Origin of the sequence: Actinoplanes lutulentus (assembly GCF_003259845.1) — a bacterium.
Classification (GTDB): domain Bacteria; phylum Actinomycetota; class Actinomycetes; order Mycobacteriales; family Micromonosporaceae; genus Actinoplanes; species Actinoplanes lutulentus.
Genome location: NZ_QLMJ01000017.1, coordinates 129,485 through 147,458, shown reverse-complemented (window position 1 = coordinate 147,458; position 17,974 = coordinate 129,485). Strand labels below are relative to the sequence as shown.

Genomic DNA, 17,974 nt, shown 5'->3' with positions numbered 1-17,974 from the left:
TGTGAGTTACGAAAAGGTCATTTGCTACCTGTTTGGCCTGATCAGCGGAAAGCTTCGCCTGATCGGACATGCCGGTGGACGGGTGCTCAGCCGCCTACCGGCATGTCCGATTTCCTCAGCTCTCGGTGCTGCCCCGGACCGCGCCGACGATGGCGTCGATCACGATGAACGCCACGAGGGGGATGCCGAACAGTGGCAGCGCCCAGGCGAGACCGAACACGACCGGCACGCCGGCGACGATGCCCCAGGTCGGCAGCTGCTGCCAGGCGCTACGGGCCGGCGGGGTGCCGACCGGAGCACGGCGATCGGTGCGGGTGGGCCGGCGCTGCCACCACATCCGGTAACCCCAGATGATCACGGTGATCAGGCCGATGGCGAGCGCGGCCAGGATGAGCTGGTTGAAGACGCCGAACAGCAGGCCCATGTGCGCGTTGACGCCCCACGAGGTGAGCTTCGCCAGGAACGGCCAGTCGGCGAAGTCGACCCGGTCGGCGATCGCGCCGGAGGAGTCGAGGGCGACGCTGTCGAGGCGTACCGGCCAGAGGTTGTCGTTCTGGGTGACCGTCCACGTGCTGGCGGCGTCGGCGGGCAGCGAGATCTGCACCGGGCCGTCGAGGCCGGCGTCGCGGGCGCCGGTCAGCACCGCGTCGATGGCGGCCGGATCGCCGGCGCCGGACGCGGGTCCGCCGTGGTGACCGCCGGACGAGGCGGTGGCTTCGGTGGCGACGTAGGGCCGGTTGCCGTCCATCGCGTCGAGGGCCGCACCGAAGTTGGCGCCGGCATAGCCCGACCAGGTCAGCCCGGTCGCCGAGATGATCAGCAGGCCGAGCAGCAGCCAGACACCGAGGGCGCCGTGCCAGCTGCGGGTACGGCGGACACCCTTCTTGGCCTTCAGCTCGGGGGCGAGCATGCGGCGGGCACTGCGGGTGCGGCGCCACCAGAGGATCACGCCGCCCAGCGCGATGATCCACAGCCAGCTCGCGGCGAGTTCGGAGTACAGCTCACCGGTGGTGCCGAGGTGCAGGTCGCGGTGGAACTGGTCCAGCCACGTGGTCAGCGGCGTCGACGTCCACCAGGTGGTCAGCTGGCCGGTCACCTCAGCGGTGTACGGGTCGACGTAGACGGTGTGCACCAGCTCCGACTCGGCGCTGAGCTCCGGGGACGTGAAGTCGACCTGCGTGGTGCGATCAGCTTCGGTCACGCGTACCCCAGTGAGGTCGCCGTCGGGGTGCGCGGCGCGCGCCGCGGCAATCTGCTGGACCAGCGGAAGGGTCGCGGTTCCGGGATCGTCGACCGTGAGCTCGGCGCTGTAGACGATCTTGTCGAGGGTGGGGGCCATCGTGAAGAGCAGGCCCGTGGTGGCCGCGACCAGCAGGAACGGCGCGACCAGGATGCCGGCGTAGAAGTGCAGGCGCAGCAGCAGAGGGCCGAAGCTTCGGGTGGGAGCGGTGCGGCGTTCCGCGGCTTTCGCAGGAACGGTTTCGGTCACGGCCATTCGGCGGTCCTCGTGGGGTGTCGGCGGCGCTCGATGGGTGCGCCGGCATCCGGGGGTGTGACCCCCACGACATTGGGGAGGTCATCGCAGTAGTCGCCGCCCGGTCCCCGGAAGTTCCCAGCAAGTTGTCAGCGATATGTGAACATCCGTTTATCACCCTCGAGATGAGTGTGTTCGTTGTAGGTCGACATCCACAGACCGCTGGATCCGGCGATGATTTTCGTGACGCCGGTGTTCACGATGACCTTGCTCAGCGACGACCAGACCGTCGCGAGGGTGACCGGGTCGGCCTTGGCGCCGCAGGTCAGCTGCGCGACGGCCATGGCGATCGGCCCGCCGGAGCTGACCACGACGACGTCCCGGTGCTCGTTGTCGTGGAGCTGCGCGACGACCCGGTCCAGCACGCCGGCGACGCGGGCGTGGAAAGCGGCGAACGACTCGGTGTACTCAGCGTCGTAGGTGCCGGACGTCCATCGGCCGGTGGCGGCTTCGAAAAGCTCCTGAAAGACGCGTTCGTCGGCCAGCAGGTCGCGGTAACGGGGCTCGTGCACCTCGACGACACCGTGAAAGTCGAACTCGTCCCAGCCGGGGTCCTTCTGCACCGGAATCGAAGCGCCGAGTCCTTCGAGGATCCCCGCGACGGTCTGCTCGTGGCGTCGCAGCTCACCGCAAAGGACCAGGCCAGGCCGGATGCCACGCTCAGCGAACGACCTGCCGAGCGCCCGGGACTGCTCCCCACCGAGCTCCGACAGCACGTCGTAATCAGCGGCCCCATACGACGCCTGCCCATGCCGAACCAGAAGCAACCTACCCACGATTCAACCCCTTTTTCGTTCGTACGATAGTCAGCGCCCGTCGATATCGATGCCCCCGAGCTCTGCGGCCGGAGGGGTGTGTCGATTTCGGGTGCGATACGCGCCCAAACTCGACACGGGAGTGGCTGGCGCTCGATACCGCCGACCGGGCAGCCGGGCTGGCAGCGGTTATGAGGTCGCACGTTGTGGTTGCGTGCGGTCTCATCCACGCCGATCGGTTCGTTGCGTGCGACCTCGTTTCGTTCCGGTTCGTCGTCCGCGGCGGGCGGTAGCGCGCGGATTCGCGGGTGGCCGCTCGCGGGTGTGGCCTATCGGAAAGTCCGCGGTTGAGCTATGCGAACCGCGAGGTCATCGCTGCGATGCGGGTGGCTACGGCGTGCGGGTCGACGATCTGGTGCAGGTGCTCGCCGGGGATGTGGGCGACGGGCCAGCCTCGGGACTCCGCCTCGGCTGCCTCGTCGTCGTAGGCCGGGCAGAACTTGATGTAGGCGCACGGGCGGGCGTCCCAGCCGGGTGGGGACGGGATCGTGGACTCGTAGTAAGCCAGGGGGAGTCTTGGCTGCTCGGCTGACACGTCGGCCCGGGTCTGCGGGTCGGGGAACATCGGGGCTACGTCTGATTCGTCCCACCACGCGGTCCACTGGGGCAGGCGGTCGTCGACGACCTTCGAGCGGAGGAAGTCGAGGAACTCGGGCGGGGCCACCGGGGACTCGCCGTGCGGCGGCGGCATTCCGGCATCCACGAACACGCAGCCGGCCACCGGGCGTGGGGACGCGTCAACGATCACCGGGACGAACAGGCCGGCGTTGCTGTGGGCCACGATCACTACCGGTCGGTTCTCCGGCAACTGGGCGATGGCTGTCGCGACTGTCGAGGCGACCGCCGGCCAGAACGGTGGGGCGGCGTCGGCTATCCCCAGCAAGGACGGGACTATCGCGGTCACGCCCCGTGCTTCGAGGGCCTGCGCTGTGGGCGCCCAGGTCAGTGGGCCTACCGATGGGCTGTGCACGAGGACGAAGACAGGCTCCATCCGCCTACCCTGCACGATCGGCCGCGCGTGGCGGCGCCCCGATCGTCACGCTGACCGCGAACAGGGGTGCTTTGCGCGTACCCAAGTAGGGTTTTGCCTGTGGTGCGTGTGCTGGTGACCGGGATGTGGTCGCGCTCGCCGACGCCGTCGAGGGTTTGCTGGGCGGCTAGAGGAACTGGCCTATCGCGCGCCGGGTGCCGAAGTGGCGTGAGACCAGCTCGTTGACCAGCGTCGACATCGCGTGGGAGTCGCCGCCGGTGGCGTTGACCAGCATGGCGGCGGTCGCCGCGTTCACGCGGACTGTCACCTCCCCGCCCACGACCCTGGCGTCCACGACCTGTGGGGGTGCCCAGCTGTCGGGCGCGGGCTGTGACACCCACGAGGGAGGCGGAGGCGGTGGGGCATGGGTGGGTTTCGTGGCGGCGGGCTCGGCGGTGCTCGACGGGTCGTGGCAGGTCAGGCAGACGCCGGTGGCGCCGGTCAGGACGTATCGGGTCACGGCTACCCGGTTCAGCGGCTGCCAGCAACGGTTACCGCACCCGGAGCAGGAGACGCCCGGCAGGTACGCCTGTGCGGCGGCGTGCGCCTCCACGGCCTGCCGCGCGTCGTCGGCGTGGTCGAGGGGACGTTGCAGATCGCTCAGGCGTCCGTCGAGCGCGAACCATCGCGGCTGCGCACCCGAGGGACCACACGCCCAATAGCGTTGTGCCCGGGCGTAACCCTCTGCGCTCGCCCGGGGATGGCGGCGGAGCGCCAGGGTAAGCAGACCCCGTCCGTCGGGGCCGGTCGTCAGCGTGAAGCGGTCGGCCTGTTCTGTCACGGCCGCATCATCGGCACAGGGTTCGCCGGGTCGAGAAATTTCGGCTGACGCATTGAGTCGGTCTCAGGAGCGGTGGAGTATCTGCCGATGGTCACCGATCAGGTGCTCGCGCGTATCGGTCAGGGTGTGTCGCTGCACCACCATCAGGGTTCGCGTGATGCCGCGCGGGTGTTGTTCGCCGAGGTCTGGGACGAGATCGGCGGGGAGCTGGGGGATCCGTTGCACGTCTGTGTTCTCGCGCATGCGATGGCTGACGTGCAGGACGATGCCGGCGAGGAGCTGGTCTGGGATCTGCGGGCGCTGGCGGCGGCTGACCTGCTCAGCGATGAGCGGGTGGGGGAGGCGGGGGTGCCGTTGACGGTGGCGGGGTTGTATCCGTCGCTGCATCTGAATGTCAGTGAGTGTTATCGGAAGCTGGGTGAGGTGGGGCTTGCCCGGGAGTATCTGGAGCGGGCGCGGGAGGGGATGGGTGCGCTCGGCGACGACGAGTACGGGCAGTTGATCAGAGATGGCCTGGAACGAGTCACCCAGCAGCTGAACACCATGTGAGGGTCAGTCGTCGCCGCGCGCCAGAGGTCTTGGGCTGACTGATAGTCCAAGCCGACGCCGGCCGGCATCTCGATCTTGGCGGCCTTCGGCGTCTGCGACGGGGATGTGGGGACCGCGCGCGAGGTCGTAGAGGGCTGTTGACCACGCATTGTCCGTCGTCTCTATACCTGAGAGTGGTGATCTGGCGGGAGCGGCTGAAGTGAGGATTCCTCGCTTCAGGTTGCTCCGGCAGAATCCGGCGGCATGGACTCGCCATTGACGGCTGTCGGGTTGCCTGTCGCACTCGGCATCATCATGCTCGGCCTCGGACTGGGTTTGACCGTCGCCGATTTTCGCCGCGTCGTGAGCTATCCGCGGCCGGCTCTGATCGCGCTCGGCTGTCAGGTGCTGTTGCTGCCGGTGCTCTGTTTCGGACTTGTCGTCGCGCTGGATCTGCCGCCCGCGCTCGCCGTCGGCATGATGCTGCTCGCGGCGTCACCCGGCGGGACCACGGCCAACCTGTACAGCCATCTCTTCGGTGGGCACGTCGCGCTCAACGTCACCCTCACCGCGGTCAACTCGGTGCTCGCGGTCGTCACGCTGCCGATCGTCGTGAACCTCTCGGCCGGGTACTTCCTGCCCGACGCCGGGTCCATCGGCCTTCAGTTCGACAAGGTGCTGCAGGTGTTCGCGATCGTGCTCGTGCCGGTCGCCATCGGTATGGCGTTGCGGTCACGGTTCCCGGCGGTCGCCGACCGCCTGGCGCGGCCGGTCAAGATTCTCTCGGTCATCGTTCTGGTCGCGGTCATCGTGGGTACGGTCGTCAAAGAACGTGAGAACGTCGCCGCCTACTTCGTCGCTGTCGGCCTGGCGGTCCTGCTCTTCAACGTCGTGAGCCTGGCCATTGGGTACGGCGCACCGAGGCTGGCCGGCGTCGGCAGGCGCGAGTCGATCGCGGTCGGCATGGAGATCGGCATCCACAACAGCACCCTGGCGATCACGATCGCGGTCAGCCCGACCCTGCTGAACAACACCGAGATGGCGATCCCGGCGGCGGTGTACGGCATCGTCATGTTCTTCACGGCCGCCGCCTTCGGCTACCTGGTCACCCGGCGCAAGGAGAGCGTGCCGGCCGCCGGATAGGGCGGCCCAGCTCCGATCTGACAGATCGGGCGGGCCGGTGCACGGGGTGAGCCGTCGCTCAGCCATGTAATCGGACTCTCATAAGACGTCTGGACTACGGCCGGGGGGTGCGAGCCGTCGTCCAGCCACGTTTTCGCTGCCCGATGGCATGTCTGAGCTACGGCTCGCCCCGCCGCACCGAGAGCTCAGCGCGGCGCGGGCCTGCGCTGCCCTGCTCAGCACGGCCCGGCTCAGCACGGCACGGGCCTGTTCGGCTCAGCGGCCAAACCCAGCCAAACCCAGCCCAGCCCAACCCAGCCCGGCTCGGTACAGCTCGGCGCGGCTCGAAATGCGGCTCGGTGGGCTTCCGATAGCGTTCGTGTGATGGATAGAGATCTTGGCGCGGCGCGGGAGCTTGCGGTCGGGCTGGCGGTTCGGGCCGGGCGGTTGCAGATCGATCGGCGTGACACTCTGCGGGTTGGCGCGCCCAAGGCGCATGCCAACGATGTCGTGTCCGATGTTGATATCGACAGTGAGCAGCTCATCGTCGATGCGATCCGGGCCGCGTGGCCGGATGACGCGGTGCAGGCCGAGGAGGGGCACGGGCGGGACGGGGCCAGCGGCTGGAAATGGGTCATCGATCCGCTGGACGGGACGCGGAATTACATCAGCCGTACCGGGCCCTGGTCGGTGTGCATCGCGCTCTATCAGGGTGACGAGGCTCGGATGGCGGTGGTGCACGAGCCTGTCGCCGGGGAGACCTTCAGCGCTGTTGACGGTGGGGGAGCGCTGCTCAACGGCGAGGTGATCTCGGCGTCGGGTGGTGGGTCGCTGGCTGAGGCCTTGATCGGGGTCAGCTTCCAGCCCAATCCTCGGACGAAGGATCGGGCCGGGCGCCTCATTCGGGAAGTGCTGCCGCTCGCCGGGGACATCCGCCGTCTTCCGGCCGCGCTGAATCTGGTCTATCTGGCTTGTGGCCGGCTTGACGGTGGCGTGGCTCTGGACACGAAGCTGTGGGACATCGCCGCCGGTGCGCTGATCGCCCGGGAGGCCGGCGTGGTCCTCGGGGGCCGGGATGCGGACTTCTCGACCGAGCTGACGATCGGCGCCGGCCCGGCGCTGTGGGCGGAGCTGTCGGAAAAGGTCCGGAAAGCCGCCTGAATCCCTGCCGGATGACGCGGCTACTTCAGCGGATACGCCTGGATCAGGGGCCGGTACAGATCCACTGCTGACGGCACCTGCTCCAGGCCGAGTTCGATGTCCTTGGCGTCGCGGGCGCACCACCACTTCACGAACTTCGCGGGCGGCATTCCGGCATAGGACCCGTCGATCGTCTGCGGATTCGCGGCGGCCGCGGCGATGGTGCGTACCCAAGAAGTGAATTTTTTGCCGTCGGGGTCCCATGCCCGATCGGCGTCGGTGCCGTCCTGCACGGTGGAGCCGATCTCGCCGACGCCCCACTGCATGCGGAACTCGCGCCAGGCGTCGCGGGCGTAGCGGAAGAACTCGTCCGGCGTGGAGTAACTCTCGATCCTCGGCGGGACACCGGGGAAGGTGTACGTGTCCCAGGACAGCAGGTCGGCCGGGTCGTTGGTGCCCACGTACCGTCGCCAGTCGCTGGTGGGGAACTCGCTGGTGTTGAACCGCTGCCAGTACCACATCAGGTTCTTCTCCAGGGTGACCTGGGCGTGCGCGGGGTGACGGTCGATGATGTCCCGGTACTTGCGATAGGCGGCCTGGTACGCCGAAGGCTCGGCGGCCCGGTCGCGGTGTTTGAACCAGGCCGCCTGCGCCTCGTGGAAGTAGATGACCGAGACGCGGATCCCGCGATCCTTCACCACGTCCAGGAACTGGCGCAGCCGGGCGTCGTCACGGACCCGGTGGGAGATCGTGATGATTTCCTCGGGGTGCTTGCGGATCGCCCAGTCGAGCAGCCGGCCGACCATCGAGGGCTCGCCGGGCAGGGGCAGTCTGCCGCCGCTGAACAGCCGGATCCCGATGGGGCTCTGGTATCGCTCGCGCTGGATGTCGTAGAGGCGTACGAAATTCTGCCAGGTGTCGGGTTCGCTTGGGCCCTGAGTCGAGGAGATGACGCCGAATGCGGTGTCCGTGCCGGCCGCGTGGGCGGGCAGGGGCAGGGCGATGAGGGTGAGGGCGGAGAGCATGGCTAGCCGCTTCATGACGGACACCTCTTAAAATGTTAAAATCCGATATTGCGGTACTTTTAGCATAAAAGCGGCAAAATAGGACGATGAAGAGATCACTTGTCGTCCTCGCCGCCCTTCTCACGTTCGTCTCGGGAGGTGGCAGCGCCGCTCACGCCGCCACCACCGAGGACCGGGAGAGCATCGTGGTGACCGGCGCCGGCGAGGTCTCCGGCGTGCCGGACCTGCTCACCGCGAACTTCGCCGTGGAAACCACCGCCGCAACGGTCAAGGAAGCGCTCGACCGCGCCAGCACGGCGGCCACCCGGATGCGCGAAACCCTCGTCCGCGCCGGGATCACCAAGGCCGACCTGCAGACCGCCGATGTCAGCATCAGCGCGCGACGCGACGAGCACGAGAAGATCACCGGCTACAGCGTGAGCCAGGGCCTCACCGCGAAGATCCGGAACCTGGCGAAAGCCGGGACACTGATGTCCGACGCCATCAAAGCGGGCGGCGACGCGGCCCGGCTCAACGGTGTGTCGTTCGCGATCGAGGACGACGAGGCGCTGCTCACCGAGGCCCGCAAGAAGGCGTTCGCGAACGCCCGCGCGAAGGCCGCGCTCTACGCCAAGGAGGCGGGCCGCCCGCTCGGCCGCGTCGTCAAGGTGAGCGAGGACGCCCCGAGCCTGTGGGCCAGCGGCGGCCACAAGAACCTGGCGGCGTACGACTCCGCGCTGGCGATCGAACCGGGCCGGCAGGGGCTGACCGTGACGATCACCGTGGAGTGGGCCCTCGGTACCGCGTAGCCGTATCCTCGCCGGGTGACGGACGAGATCGTGACCATGGTGCGCGAGCATCTGCAACCCGGCGAGGAATGCCGCGCCGCCATCTGGGTGAGCCGCGCCGAGGAGCGTACGCCGATGAAGCTCACCTGGTCCGAGCTGTCACCGCTGCGGTTCCGGCGGCGCGGCCGCGGCCCCGGTTTCCGCGAGGACGTCCAGGGCACCGCGCACAGCCTCGCCGTCGGCCTGGACGCGCACATCCGCCTGGTCACCGAACCCCGGGTCCTGGCCCTGACCAGCAGCCGGCTGATCGTCCTGTCCCGGCGCTCGGCATCGCTGCGCCCGCGCTGGGAGTGCCCCCGCACGGACCTCGACGCGGCCACCGAGGAGGAGGCCGGGCGCCTGCGCCTGATCTTCTCGGACGCCTCCTCGGTCACCCTGCTGACGCCGGCCGCGCACATCCAGGAGTTCCTGGCAGGCTGATGACATGGCCCGATTCGTCATCGACGCACCCACCCTGCTGCATCTCGTCGACAACGCGCTGACCGTCGATCCCGGTCATCAGCTGGTCGCGCCGAACAGCATCCGCTCGGAGGCGTTGCAGCTGCTGCTGCGCGACGTGCGCCGCGGCGAGCGTACCGATCGGTCGGCTCTGGACACCCACGAGCGGATCACCGAGCTCAAGATGCGGCTGCTCGGCGACCGGGTGTCGCGCACGACGGCCTGGCGGATCGCCCGGGAGCAGGACTGGGACACCCTGCGCGACGCCGAGTACCTCGCGGTGACCCGGCTGCAGGCCGACGCCCTGGTCACTGTCGACGCCGACCTGGCCGCCATCGCGGAGAACATCGTCCCGGTGGCCCCGGTGCACGCGCTACTCGCCGCCGAGCACCGCGACGGTCAGCAGATGTGAGCTGATCCCGAACATCGCCGGTTCCTCTTCGACGCTCCGGAGCGCTTCAAGCAAGGCTTGGGTACGCTCATCGCCCTCGAGCCACCCGTCCCGATCCGCGAACAACCAGGCGCCGCCCTCCAGCGCGTACGTCGTCGCCCCGGTCAGCCCGGCGTCGGCGAACTCGCCCGCGATCTCGTCGGGGTGGTGGAAGTACGCGAGGGTGAACAGGTCCTGGTCGAACGGCTCGTGCACCCCGGTGACCAGCTCCGCGTCGGTGATCCGGCGAACCTCCGGTTCGGGGTACCGGCCCCGGATCAGGGTGTCGTAGAGCCCGGCGTACCGGCTGATCGTGGCGGCGGCGACGACCCCGCCCGGCGCGGTGACCCGGGCGGCCTCACGCAGCGCCGTCACTCGCTCGTCGCGGTCAGGCAGGTGATAGAGCGGCCCGAGCAGCAGTGTCGCCTGATAGGCGGCGTCCGGCTCGTCGAGCCGGCGGGCGTCGCCGAGGACCGCGTCCACGCCGTCGATCGCCCCGGCGTGCTCGACGTGCAGCGGCATCGGGTCGACCAGCCGCACCGGATATCCGTCGGCGGCCAGCCAGCGCGCGTGCGCGCCGGCGCCGCCGCCGACGTCGAGGATCCGCGCCGGGGCGGCCGGCAATCGTCGCCGCAGGACGTCCTGGGTTCGCAGGAACTCCAGCCGGCCGCGGCCGGCGTGCAGCCGCGCCACCTCGCCGCCCCGGTCATAGTAGCCGCTGATCGCATCGATGGTCGCCATCGGTTGATGGTCGATCAGCCGTACTGAGTGTGGCAACGGATATACGGTGGGTCCCTGATGGACTGATCCATCGATAGCCTTGACCGCATGGTGTGCTCGTCGTGTGGCCTCGACAACGACCCGTCCGCGACCTTCTGCGCTCGCTGCAACGCGACTCTGGGCAGCCGGTCTGTTCCTTTTCACGAGGAGCCGGCTTTCGAAGAACCCACCTTTGCGTACGCGCAACCCCGGCGCTTCTCGTCCCCGCTGCCGCTGATCGCGGCGGGTGTGGTGCTGCTGCTCCTGGTCGTCGTCATCGGTGTGGTGATCGCGAGTCGCGACCCCGATCCGGTGGCCGGTCCCGGTCCGGGGCCCGGTCCTGTGCCGACGACGACCGATCCGGTGCCGACCACGGATCCGACCACCGACTCGACCACGCCACCGACGACCTCCCCGGCGCCCGAGCCCACCGCGAACCCGCAGGAACAGGCCGCGGTCATCGACGCGATCCTGGATCGCAGCGTCGCCAGCCGCGGCAAGCTGAACGCGGCGATCAAAGCCGTCGGCGGCTGCGACCGGATCACCAGTGCGCTCGCCGACATGCGCGAGGTCGGCGTGGAGCGCCGCCAGCAGATCAGCGAGGTCGAGGCCGCCGATCTGTCCGGGCTCGCCGGCGGGGAGACGCTGCGCTCGGCGCTCACCACCGCGCTCGGTCACTCCCTCGACGCCGACGAGCACTTCGTCGCCTGGGCCGAGCCGGCCGTCGCGGGTGACTGCGCCGATTCGTCGTCGCGCAGCGCCGCCTGGGCCCGTGGTCAGTCGTCGTCGGACCTGGCCCAGGCCGCGAAGAAGCAGTTCGTCGCGGCCTGGAACCCGGTCGCCACCCCGCTCGGCTTCGCCAAGCGAACCAACAAGAACATCTAGAAAGGCCAGCTAGCCGCCACGATCGCGCTGATCGCGACGATCGCTTCGGCCGCCGTACGCGCATTGCCCGTGCTCTCCGCGAGCCGATGCAGAGCGGTGTCGAGGCGGCGGCGGTTCTCCGGCGTCGGCCGGGTCAGGCCCTCCTCGATGACCGAGATCTCGCGCTGTGCGAGGGCCGTGTCCGGGTGGTCCTGGCGCAGCGTGGCCAGATGGGTCTCGACCTGCTCGCGCGGGCTCAGGTCGTAGTAGTTGGTCTGGTGGACGGTATTCTCGCCGCCGAAGTTCTGGACGCCGCCCTGGAAGTTGACGTCGCCGAAGTTGAAGTGGGAATCGGGCATGTCACGCACCACCCTTGGTCCGGTTCTGCTGGGTCACCGTGTTGGTGCCGCCGAAGCTCTGCACGCCGCCGTGGAACACCAGGTCGCCGAAGGTGTAGTTCGCCACGTTGGTCTCGAACTCGCCGGTGTCGACGCCCTGCTCCCGCAGGTACCCGATGACCGCCTCGGTGACCGTCTTGTCGAGCAGCTTGATGTATTTCGACGAGTCCAGTTTCTGCATGAACTTGCCGGTCTCGCGGCCGGCCAGGTCCCGCACGCTGAACAGGGAGCCGTAGTCGTAGAAACGGTACTCGTCGGCGTTGCGGGCCGACTTGGCCATCCGATGCGAGAGCCATAGCGCGTCCCAGCCCACGCGCAGCAGCAGCCACGGGCCGTACAGATTGTCGAGGACGTACAGCCGCAGCGTGTCCGACCAGGACCGCGACAGCACCCGGTCGGCACGCAGGTTGTCGGCGATCCGGTACTCGGTGCGCAGCGGGGGAAGGACGTGGGCCACGAATTCGGCGTACAGAAGGCCGCCCTCGACCGCGAGATGAACGAATGCGGTGACCGAGACGCCGCTGTCCTGCGCGGGCAGGACGGGGTGACCGGCCGGGGTGGTGATCTTCTTGCCGTTGGCCGGGACCACGACGCGCAGGTAATGCCGCAGGCCACCCTGTGGGCAAGCCTCGATCGCGGCGATCGTCTCGTCGGACGCCCGGGTGAACGGGGTACGGGTCTGCCGGTCGATCATCGGGTCGTCGCTGCGCCGTGAGCCGTCGGCAGCGACGTACGGGACCGTGTAGACGTTCGGGATCCGCTCGCCGTCGCGCAACCGGGTGTCACGCATGCCGAGGACCGCGGCGTTGACCCGCCGGTTCAGCTCGTGCGGATCCAGCTCGACCCGGTCACCGTCGCGCGGGCGCAGCCGGATCGCGAACGACCAGCCGTGCTTGAGCCCACCGGCCCCGGCGAACGGGTTGTGGTCGTGCACCGCGATGTTGCCGCGCTGCATCCGCGCCACCGCCGCGAGCCGCCGCTCCACCCGCTCGATGCCGGTCCGCGGCAGCGTCGCCTGCACGCCGGGCGCCAGCTCACTGAACATGATGTTGTACGCGAACCAGCGGGAGATGAAGAGAACCCCGGCCATCGCGATCGTCAGCAGGATCGGCGCGACCAGGGCGAGGCCGCCGACGCCGCTTTCGATCATGGTCGAGGCGGTGGGTGTCTCGGCGAACTGGAGCAGGCGCTCGGCCAGCCAGTCCGGCACCGCATCCACCATCAGCCCGAGCCCGACCACCAGCAGGAACAGCAGCACCAGGCAGACGAACCCGATGATCAGTGCGGTGAACAGGCCGAAGCGCAGCACGCGCAGCCGGCCGCCGCGCCCGGCCCGGGCCATCATGATCACCGAGCACAGGCCCAGCCAGGACAGCGTCCACCAGCCACTCAGGCAGGTACCGATGATCAGGACCGCGGTGACCATCGCGTACCGGATGATCAGCAGGCGGCGGGCGCGCAGGCAGTGCCGCAGCACCGGGTCGAGGTCGAAGCCGAACGACGGCGGCACCGCCTTGCGTTCCGACTCGAGCACCTCGCCGATCACGGCGTTGGCGTACTCGATGTCCACGTAAGCCGCGCTGCACAGGCCGCGCGTGGTGTCACTGAACTGGTCGGCGGGCGTGTACGAGGGCGTGCCGAGCGGCGGTTCGGGTTGGGCCACCCGACGACCATATTGGCGGTGATCGCTATCGGGGCATGGTCCGTAAGGTCGATATGGGCCGCCTACTTGTGCTTTACGCGTACCCCATCGGTCCTTTGTGGCCGAAAGGCCGCGGCGCGGTGCTCGGGGTGAGGGTCACGGAGCGTGCGAGCCGCGGGATTTCTCCTGGTCGAGCAGGGCGTCCAGGTCGCTGAGGCGATGCAGGCCCTGCAGGGGCTGGCGCATGCGGTGGTTGCCTTCGAGGCGGCTTTCGTTGCGGGCGAGGAAACTCCAGTAGCCGGCCGTGTAGGGGCAGGCGTGGTCGCCGACGCGGACTTTCGGGTCATAACGGCAGCCGCCGCAGTAGTCGCTCATCCGGTTGATGTAGGCGCCACCGGACGCGTAGGGCTTGCTGCTCATCCGGCCGCCGTCGGCGAACTGACTCATTCCGATCACGTTGGCGGTCATCACCCATTCGTAGCCGTCGACGAACGAGCGGTGGAACCAGTCGGCGACCGCGCCGGGCCGCCAGCCGCGCTGCATCGCGTAGTTGCCGAGAACCATGAGCCGCGGGATGTGGTGCACCCAGCCGCGGTCGCGGACACCGGCGAGGACGTCGGAGAGGCAGCGGGCCTCGACCGCGTCGGCGTCCAGGCTGGTGAACCACTTCGGCAGCTCGTGTCGTGCGGTGAGCTCGTTCGCGGCGCGGTAGTCCGGCTCGAAGTACCAGTAGAGGTGCCAGACGAAGTCGCGCCAGCCGAGGATCTGCCGGACGAAGCCCTCGACGCTCGCCAGCGGAGCCTTGTTCTCGCGGTAGGCGCGCTCGGCGCGTTCGATGACCTCGACCGGGTCGAGCAGTCCGAGATTGATCGCCGGGCTGAGCATGCTGTGCGCCATCAGCGGGTCACCGGCGAGCATCGCGTCCTCATAGGGGCCGAACGTCGGCAGCCGGTGGGTGAGGAAGTGCCGCAGCCGGGCGAGGGCCTCCTTACGGGTGGCCGGGAACAGCCGCGGGCCGTCGTTGCCGACGAACGTGATGCCGTCCTCGCGTTCCCAGCGGTCCAGGTCAACGCGGACCTGCTCGTCGATGTCGTCCTCGACGATCGCCGGGGGAGTGGGGATGTCCAGGCTCTGCGGTGGCGGTTCCCGGTTGTCGGCGTCGAAGTTCCACCGGTTGCCGGTCGGCTCGTCGCCGTCCATCAGCACGTCGTGGTGGCGGCGGGCGTACCGATAGAAGTCCTCGAGGCGCAGGTGGTCGCGCCCGCGCGCCCAGGCGACGAAGTCCTGCGGGTCGGTGACGAACCCGCGCGGTGGCAGCATTTCCACGTTCTTCATACGTTTCACCAGGTCGCGGGCGGCGCGCGAGGTGGGATGGCAGACGGTGACCTCGTCGGTGACGGCCTCGGCGTAGGTGTCGGCGCGGATCAGCCGGACATTGTCGTCCTCGGCACGATGCCGCAACGCGGACAGGATCAGGTGGGCCTTCTGCCGGTGGAAGGCGCGGCGCCGGAACACCGCCTTCGACTCGATGAGCAGCACGGACTGCCCGGGCTCGTCGAGGAAGTGCGGGCCCAGCTGGTCGGCGAACAGCCACCGGCGTCTCATGTCCGCCATGCTGCCTCAGCGTCACCCGATCCGATGTGGGTCCGTGAAAACGTCACACCCCGGTCGTAGGGTCGGTTCATGACGCAGCCGCAGACGAACACCCTGGCCACCCCGGACGTGGATCTCGTTTATGACGTGCGCGGGCCCGGTGGTCTGCCCATTCTGCTCATGATCGGGCAGCCGATGTCGGCGGAGGGCTTCGTCGCCCTCGCCGAGCACTTCACCGACCGGACCGTCGTCACCTACGACCCGCGTGGTCTGGGCCGCAGTGTCCGCAAGGACGGCCGGACCGACCACACCCCGCAGGATCAAGCCCTCGACCTGCACCGGCTCATCGAGGCGCTGGGCGCCGGCCCTGTCGACGTCTTCGCCAGCAGCGGCGGAGCGGTCACCGCGCTCGAGCTCGTCGCCGCCTATCCGGGTGACGTCACCACCCTGGTCGCGCACGAGCCGCCGATCAACGCGGTGCTCCCCGACGCGGCGGCGGCCGAGCGCGCCCGGGCCCGCTTCCACGACGCGTACCAGGAGAAAGGCGGCAGCGCGGGGATGGCCGCGTTCATCGTGATGACCTCCTGGCAGGGCGAGTTCACCGACGAGTTCTTCGCCCAGCCGCTGCCCGACCCGGCCGCGTTCGGCATGCCGGCCGTCGACGACGGCAGCCGCGACGACCCGCTGCTGTCGAAAAACTCCTGGGCCATCAGCGACTACGTTCCCGACGCTGCCGCGCTGGCCGCCGCACCCACCCGGATCGTGGTCGCGGTCGGTGAGGAGTCGGCGGGGACATACACGGCTCGCACCGCTCAGGGCCTCGCGGCGCTGCTGGGCCAGGAGGCGACGGTCTTCCCCAGTCATCACGGTGGGTTCCTGGGCGGCGAGTTCGGGTACGCCGGCAAGCCGGAGGAGTTCGCGGTCAAGCTGAAGGAGACGCTCGCCGCCCGTTGACCCTGACACGGTGTCAGAGCCGATGATGGGCGGACCATGTTCAGTATTGGAGAATTCGCCGGCCTGGGCCGGGTGTCGGTGCGCATGCTGCGCCACTACGACGCCATCGGCCTGGTGCGTCCTGCGTTCGTCGAGCCGCACAGCGGTTACCGGTTCTACACGGCCGCGCAGCTGCGGCAGCTCAACCGGGTGCTGGCGCTGAAAGATCTGGGGTTCAGCCTCCACGAGGTGCAGACCCTGATCGACGAGAAGCTCGACCCCGCCCAGCTGCGCGGCATGCTGCGCCTGCGCCGGGTCGAGCTGGAGACTCGGATGCGGCAGGACACCGCACGCCTGGCCCAGGTCGACGCACGTCTCCACATGATCGAGAGTGAGGGGCACATGGACACCGGAGACGTCATCCTGAAGTCCATCCCGGCGACGCGGGTCGTGCAGCTGTCCGGCATCGCCGCGGGTTACGACCATCCGTCGTCGATCACCGAGAACCTGAGCCCGCTCTATCCACGGCTGATGCAGCTGATGGAGGAGCACGGGGTGGCGATGACGGGGGCGCCGCTCGCTTGGTACGAGCCGGCACCCTCCGGCCCGGACGACGAGACGATCGCGGTGCACGCGGCGTTCCCGATCGGCGAGGCCGAGGTGGGCGCGGACACGGGCATGGAGGTGGTCACGCTGCCGCCGATCGAGCACGCGGCGACGGCCCTGCACCACGGCCCGATGTCCGAGGCCTTCCGCACAGGCCAAACAATCGCCGCCTGGATCGACGCCCACGGCCATCGGGCTGCTGAGCCGGGGTTCGCCCGCGAGGTCTACCTGGACTGCCCGCCGGGCGAGTTCGACAAGTGGGTGACCGAGATGCAGGTGCCGGTGCGGGTTTCCTGAGCCCGGGTCGCCGGGGGTCTTGAGTTCGCTTCCTTGCGCTCGGGTTCCTGCGCTAGGTTTCCTGGGCTTGGGTTTCCTGGGCTTGGGTCTCTGTGCTTGGCTTTTGAGCTCGGGTTTCCTGAGCGTGGTTTTTCTGGAGCTTGTTTTTCTGAGCTCGGGCCGTTGTGGGTCGAGCTTCGCTGCGGTGCGGTGGGCGGGATTGCGTCCGTATTCGCCATTGGGTAACCCCATCAATTGGCCTAATACGGCGTGAGGATAGAACCCTTTTCGGGAGGCGCGCGTTCGGGGAAGCGACTTTTCCGATGGCGACTCTTCTGCCGACCAGCTGAGGCGGTTGGGTGGCGTTGGTGGATTGGCCTCCCGGGTGTGCTGGCTGGCCCGGACGCTGCTGGGTTGAGGGTCGTTTGTCGAGGCGGTGCTTGTCGAGGCTGTGCTTGTCTGGGCGGTGCTCGTCTGGGCGCCGGGGGCCTGGGCGCCTGGGGCGATCGGGGTGTTTTGTGTGCTCAGGGTGCTTTGTGTGGTCGGGGAGTTGGGCGCGCTGGGTGGGAGGTGATATTGCCGGTGCCGGTGCCGGTGCCTGCGTCGGTGCCTGTGCTGCGGCCTTCGTCTCGGATCCGTGATCTCGGGCGGTCTGCTTCGGTCCGTCTTGGCCTGGGCTTTCGTGCGTCGCGGGAAAGGTTGGTGCGGGAGGCATGGACGCTGGTGGGGTCGGTCCTGGAATCGGCGCTTTTGCCGTGGCTGCCAGGACGTGGCTCTGGGATGTTACGACTGGCGATGGCGATGGCGATGGCGATGGCGATGGCGATGGCGATGGCGATGGCGATGGCGATGGCGATGGCGATGGCGATGGCGATGGCGATGGCGATGGGCTTGGAGTCGCGGTGGGTGTCGTGGAAGCGGCGGTGTCTTGGTCTTGAAGCTGGCGCAGGCGTCGGGCGTGCCGTTGCGTCAACCCCCACGAGCGATGCCGTTTGTGGTCACGTCGGAAGTCCTCGGCCGCGGCCGAATAATTGCGGCGCAGCGTCGGATCACGGAGATGCCTCGTTGGGAATAGAGTAAGCTGCTGCGCCATAGCCCCATTGTCCGCCGCCGAGTCGGGACCGGCGACGGCAATTGCCCGATTTTCACATTCAGAAATGATTGGAAACCGGGTTGCTGATGCAGATCGGCCCCTGCTAGAAATGGGCAGGTAATGGCTATGGCGGGCACTTT

The 17,974-nt window shown here is 68.6% G+C and carries 19 protein-coding genes; 9 read left to right on the top strand and 10 right to left on the bottom strand.

All coding sequences use genetic code 11. The features are described from left to right. Positions 1-115 precede the first annotated feature (115 nt). The 4 genes from B0I29_RS31715 to B0I29_RS31700 form a co-directional block, all read right to left on the bottom strand. Positions 116-1,495, bottom strand: coding sequence for a PepSY-associated TM helix domain-containing protein (locus tag B0I29_RS31715; protein ID WP_111652781.1), 1,380 nt, complete (start codon positions 1,493-1,495; stop codon positions 116-118). Between the two features lie 128 nt (positions 1,496-1,623). Next, positions 1,624-2,310: a histidine phosphatase family protein gene (locus tag B0I29_RS31710; protein ID WP_111652780.1), complete on the bottom strand. Its 687-nt coding sequence runs from the start codon at positions 2,308-2,310 to the stop codon at positions 1,624-1,626. 331 nt (positions 2,311-2,641) lie between these two features. Further along, positions 2,642-3,340 carry an alpha/beta fold hydrolase gene (locus B0I29_RS31705; RefSeq protein WP_111652779.1) on the bottom strand — a complete coding sequence of 233 codons (699 nt, stop codon included), beginning with the start codon at positions 3,338-3,340 and terminating at the stop codon, positions 2,642-2,644. Between the two features lie 166 nt (positions 3,341-3,506). Then, complete coding sequence (locus B0I29_RS31700; protein WP_111652778.1) at positions 3,507-4,160, bottom strand: hypothetical protein; 654 nt, start codon at positions 4,158-4,160, stop codon at positions 3,507-3,509. An 87-nt stretch (positions 4,161-4,247) separates the two neighbouring features. On the opposite strand from B0I29_RS31700, the gene B0I29_RS31695 reads away from it, so the two are divergent. The 3 genes from B0I29_RS31695 to B0I29_RS31685 all read left to right on the top strand — a co-directional run bounded on the left by B0I29_RS31695 (position 4,248) and on the right by B0I29_RS31685 (position 6,971). Beyond that, entirely contained in the window at positions 4,248-4,709 is a 462-nt protein-coding gene (locus B0I29_RS31695; RefSeq protein ID WP_111652914.1) for a hypothetical protein, read from the top strand. A gap of 243 nt (positions 4,710-4,952) precedes the next feature. Continuing rightward, positions 4,953-5,831: a bile acid:sodium symporter family protein gene (locus tag B0I29_RS31690; protein ID WP_111652777.1), complete on the top strand. Its 879-nt coding sequence runs from the start codon at positions 4,953-4,955 to the stop codon at positions 5,829-5,831. Between the two features lie 363 nt (positions 5,832-6,194). Further along, the gene (locus B0I29_RS31685) at positions 6,195-6,971 is read left to right on the top strand and encodes an inositol monophosphatase family protein (protein WP_111652776.1); all 777 of its coding nucleotides are present in this window, start codon (positions 6,195-6,197) and stop codon (positions 6,969-6,971) included. A gap of 20 nt (positions 6,972-6,991) precedes the next feature. Here B0I29_RS31685 and B0I29_RS31680 read toward each other — a convergent pair whose 3' ends face one another. Next, positions 6,992-7,990 (bottom strand): hypothetical protein, encoded by a 999-nt coding sequence (locus B0I29_RS31680; protein ID WP_146616944.1) that lies wholly within the window; start codon positions 7,988-7,990, stop codon positions 6,992-6,994. Between the two features lie 71 nt (positions 7,991-8,061). Between B0I29_RS31680 and B0I29_RS31675 the strand changes: the two genes are divergently transcribed. Genes B0I29_RS31675 through B0I29_RS31665 form a run of 3 tightly spaced genes read left to right on the top strand, consistent with a single transcriptional unit; the run spans position 8,062 to position 9,652 of the window. Next, positions 8,062-8,763 carry an SIMPL domain-containing protein gene (locus B0I29_RS31675; protein WP_111652774.1) on the top strand — a complete coding sequence of 234 codons (702 nt, stop codon included), beginning with the start codon at positions 8,062-8,064 and terminating at the stop codon, positions 8,761-8,763. A 15-nt stretch (positions 8,764-8,778) separates the two neighbouring features. After that, a complete protein-coding gene (locus tag B0I29_RS31670) occupies positions 8,779-9,222 on the top strand; it encodes a hypothetical protein (RefSeq protein ID WP_111652773.1) in 444 nt (147 codons plus the stop codon). A 4-nt stretch (positions 9,223-9,226) separates the two neighbouring features. Further along, a complete protein-coding gene (locus tag B0I29_RS31665) occupies positions 9,227-9,652 on the top strand; it encodes a PIN domain-containing protein (RefSeq protein WP_111652772.1) in 426 nt (141 codons plus the stop codon). On the opposite strand, the gene B0I29_RS31660 is transcribed toward B0I29_RS31665, so the two are convergent. Further along, positions 9,614-10,411, bottom strand: coding sequence for a class I SAM-dependent methyltransferase (locus B0I29_RS31660; RefSeq protein ID WP_111652771.1), 798 nt, complete (start codon positions 10,409-10,411; stop codon positions 9,614-9,616). The genes B0I29_RS31665 and B0I29_RS31660 overlap by 39 nt on opposite strands. An 87-nt stretch (positions 10,412-10,498) precedes the next feature. Here B0I29_RS31660 and B0I29_RS31655 point away from each other — a divergent pair, with 87 nt between their 5' ends. Continuing rightward, positions 10,499-11,314: a hypothetical protein gene (locus tag B0I29_RS31655; protein WP_111652770.1), complete on the top strand. Its 816-nt coding sequence runs from the start codon at positions 10,499-10,501 to the stop codon at positions 11,312-11,314. On the opposite strand, the gene B0I29_RS31650 is transcribed toward B0I29_RS31655, so the two are convergent. From B0I29_RS31650 to B0I29_RS31640, 3 genes are all read right to left on the bottom strand, one after another. Continuing rightward, a complete protein-coding gene (locus tag B0I29_RS31650) occupies positions 11,311-11,652 on the bottom strand; it encodes a hypothetical protein (RefSeq protein ID WP_146616943.1) in 342 nt (113 codons plus the stop codon). The genes B0I29_RS31655 and B0I29_RS31650 overlap by 4 nt on opposite strands. A 1-nt stretch (position 11,653) precedes the next feature. Then, on the bottom strand, positions 11,654-13,354 hold the full coding sequence (locus B0I29_RS31645) for a hypothetical protein (protein WP_111652768.1): 1,701 nt from the start codon (positions 13,352-13,354) through the stop codon (positions 11,654-11,656). Between the two features lie 135 nt (positions 13,355-13,489). Beyond that, positions 13,490-14,938, bottom strand: coding sequence for a cryptochrome/photolyase family protein (locus B0I29_RS31640; protein WP_111652913.1), 1,449 nt, complete (start codon positions 14,936-14,938; stop codon positions 13,490-13,492). 78 nt (positions 14,939-15,016) lie between these two features. Here B0I29_RS31640 and B0I29_RS31635 point away from each other — a divergent pair, with 78 nt between their 5' ends. Both B0I29_RS31635 and B0I29_RS31630 read left to right on the top strand, forming a co-directional pair. Continuing rightward, positions 15,017-15,880 carry an alpha/beta fold hydrolase gene (locus tag B0I29_RS31635; protein WP_111652767.1) on the top strand — a complete coding sequence of 288 codons (864 nt, stop codon included), beginning with the start codon at positions 15,017-15,019 and terminating at the stop codon, positions 15,878-15,880. A gap of 36 nt (positions 15,881-15,916) precedes the next feature. Next, positions 15,917-16,762 carry a MerR family transcriptional regulator gene (locus tag B0I29_RS31630; RefSeq protein ID WP_111652766.1) on the top strand — a complete coding sequence of 282 codons (846 nt, stop codon included), beginning with the start codon at positions 15,917-15,919 and terminating at the stop codon, positions 16,760-16,762. 503 nt (positions 16,763-17,265) lie between these two features. Here B0I29_RS31630 and B0I29_RS45335 read toward each other — a convergent pair. Next, the gene (locus B0I29_RS45335; RefSeq protein WP_146616942.1) at positions 17,266-17,721 is read right to left on the bottom strand and encodes a hypothetical protein; all 456 of its coding nucleotides are present in this window, start codon (positions 17,719-17,721) and stop codon (positions 17,266-17,268) included. Positions 17,722-17,974 lie beyond the last annotated feature (253 nt).

What these genes read in the sequence shown, in the direction of transcription:
- B0I29_RS31705 (WP_111652779.1), bottom strand. Translation starts at nt 3,340, where the DNA reads ATGGAGCCTGTCTTCGTCCTCGTGCACAGCCCATCGGTAGGCCCACTG.
- B0I29_RS31630 (WP_111652766.1), top strand. Translation starts at nt 15,917, where the DNA reads ATGTTCAGTATTGGAGAATTCGCCGGCCTGGGCCGGGTGTCGGTGCGC.
- B0I29_RS31675 (WP_111652774.1), top strand. Translation starts at nt 8,062, where the DNA reads ATGAAGAGATCACTTGTCGTCCTCGCCGCCCTTCTCACGTTCGTCTCG.
- B0I29_RS31665 (WP_111652772.1), top strand. Translation starts at nt 9,227, where the DNA reads ATGGCCCGATTCGTCATCGACGCACCCACCCTGCTGCATCTCGTCGAC.
- B0I29_RS31685 (WP_111652776.1), top strand. Translation starts at nt 6,195, where the DNA reads ATGGATAGAGATCTTGGCGCGGCGCGGGAGCTTGCGGTCGGGCTGGCG.
- B0I29_RS31655 (WP_111652770.1), top strand. Translation starts at nt 10,499, where the DNA reads ATGGTGTGCTCGTCGTGTGGCCTCGACAACGACCCGTCCGCGACCTTC.
- B0I29_RS31690 (WP_111652777.1), top strand. Translation starts at nt 4,953, where the DNA reads ATGGACTCGCCATTGACGGCTGTCGGGTTGCCTGTCGCACTCGGCATC.
- B0I29_RS31660 (WP_111652771.1), bottom strand. Translation starts at nt 10,411, where the DNA reads ATGGCGACCATCGATGCGATCAGCGGCTACTATGACCGGGGCGGCGAG.
- B0I29_RS31640 (WP_111652913.1), bottom strand. Translation starts at nt 14,938, where the DNA reads ATGAGACGCCGGTGGCTGTTCGCCGACCAGCTGGGCCCGCACTTCCTC.
- B0I29_RS31635 (WP_111652767.1), top strand. Translation starts at nt 15,017, where the DNA reads ATGACGCAGCCGCAGACGAACACCCTGGCCACCCCGGACGTGGATCTC.
- B0I29_RS31650 (WP_146616943.1), bottom strand. Translation starts at nt 11,652, where the DNA reads ATGCCCGATTCCCACTTCAACTTCGGCGACGTCAACTTCCAGGGCGGC.
- B0I29_RS31695 (WP_111652914.1), top strand. Translation starts at nt 4,248, where the DNA reads ATGGTCACCGATCAGGTGCTCGCGCGTATCGGTCAGGGTGTGTCGCTG.
- B0I29_RS31715 (WP_111652781.1), bottom strand. Translation starts at nt 1,495, where the DNA reads ATGGCCGTGACCGAAACCGTTCCTGCGAAAGCCGCGGAACGCCGCACC.
- B0I29_RS31680 (WP_146616944.1), bottom strand. Translation starts at nt 7,990, where the DNA reads ATGAAGCGGCTAGCCATGCTCTCCGCCCTCACCCTCATCGCCCTGCCC.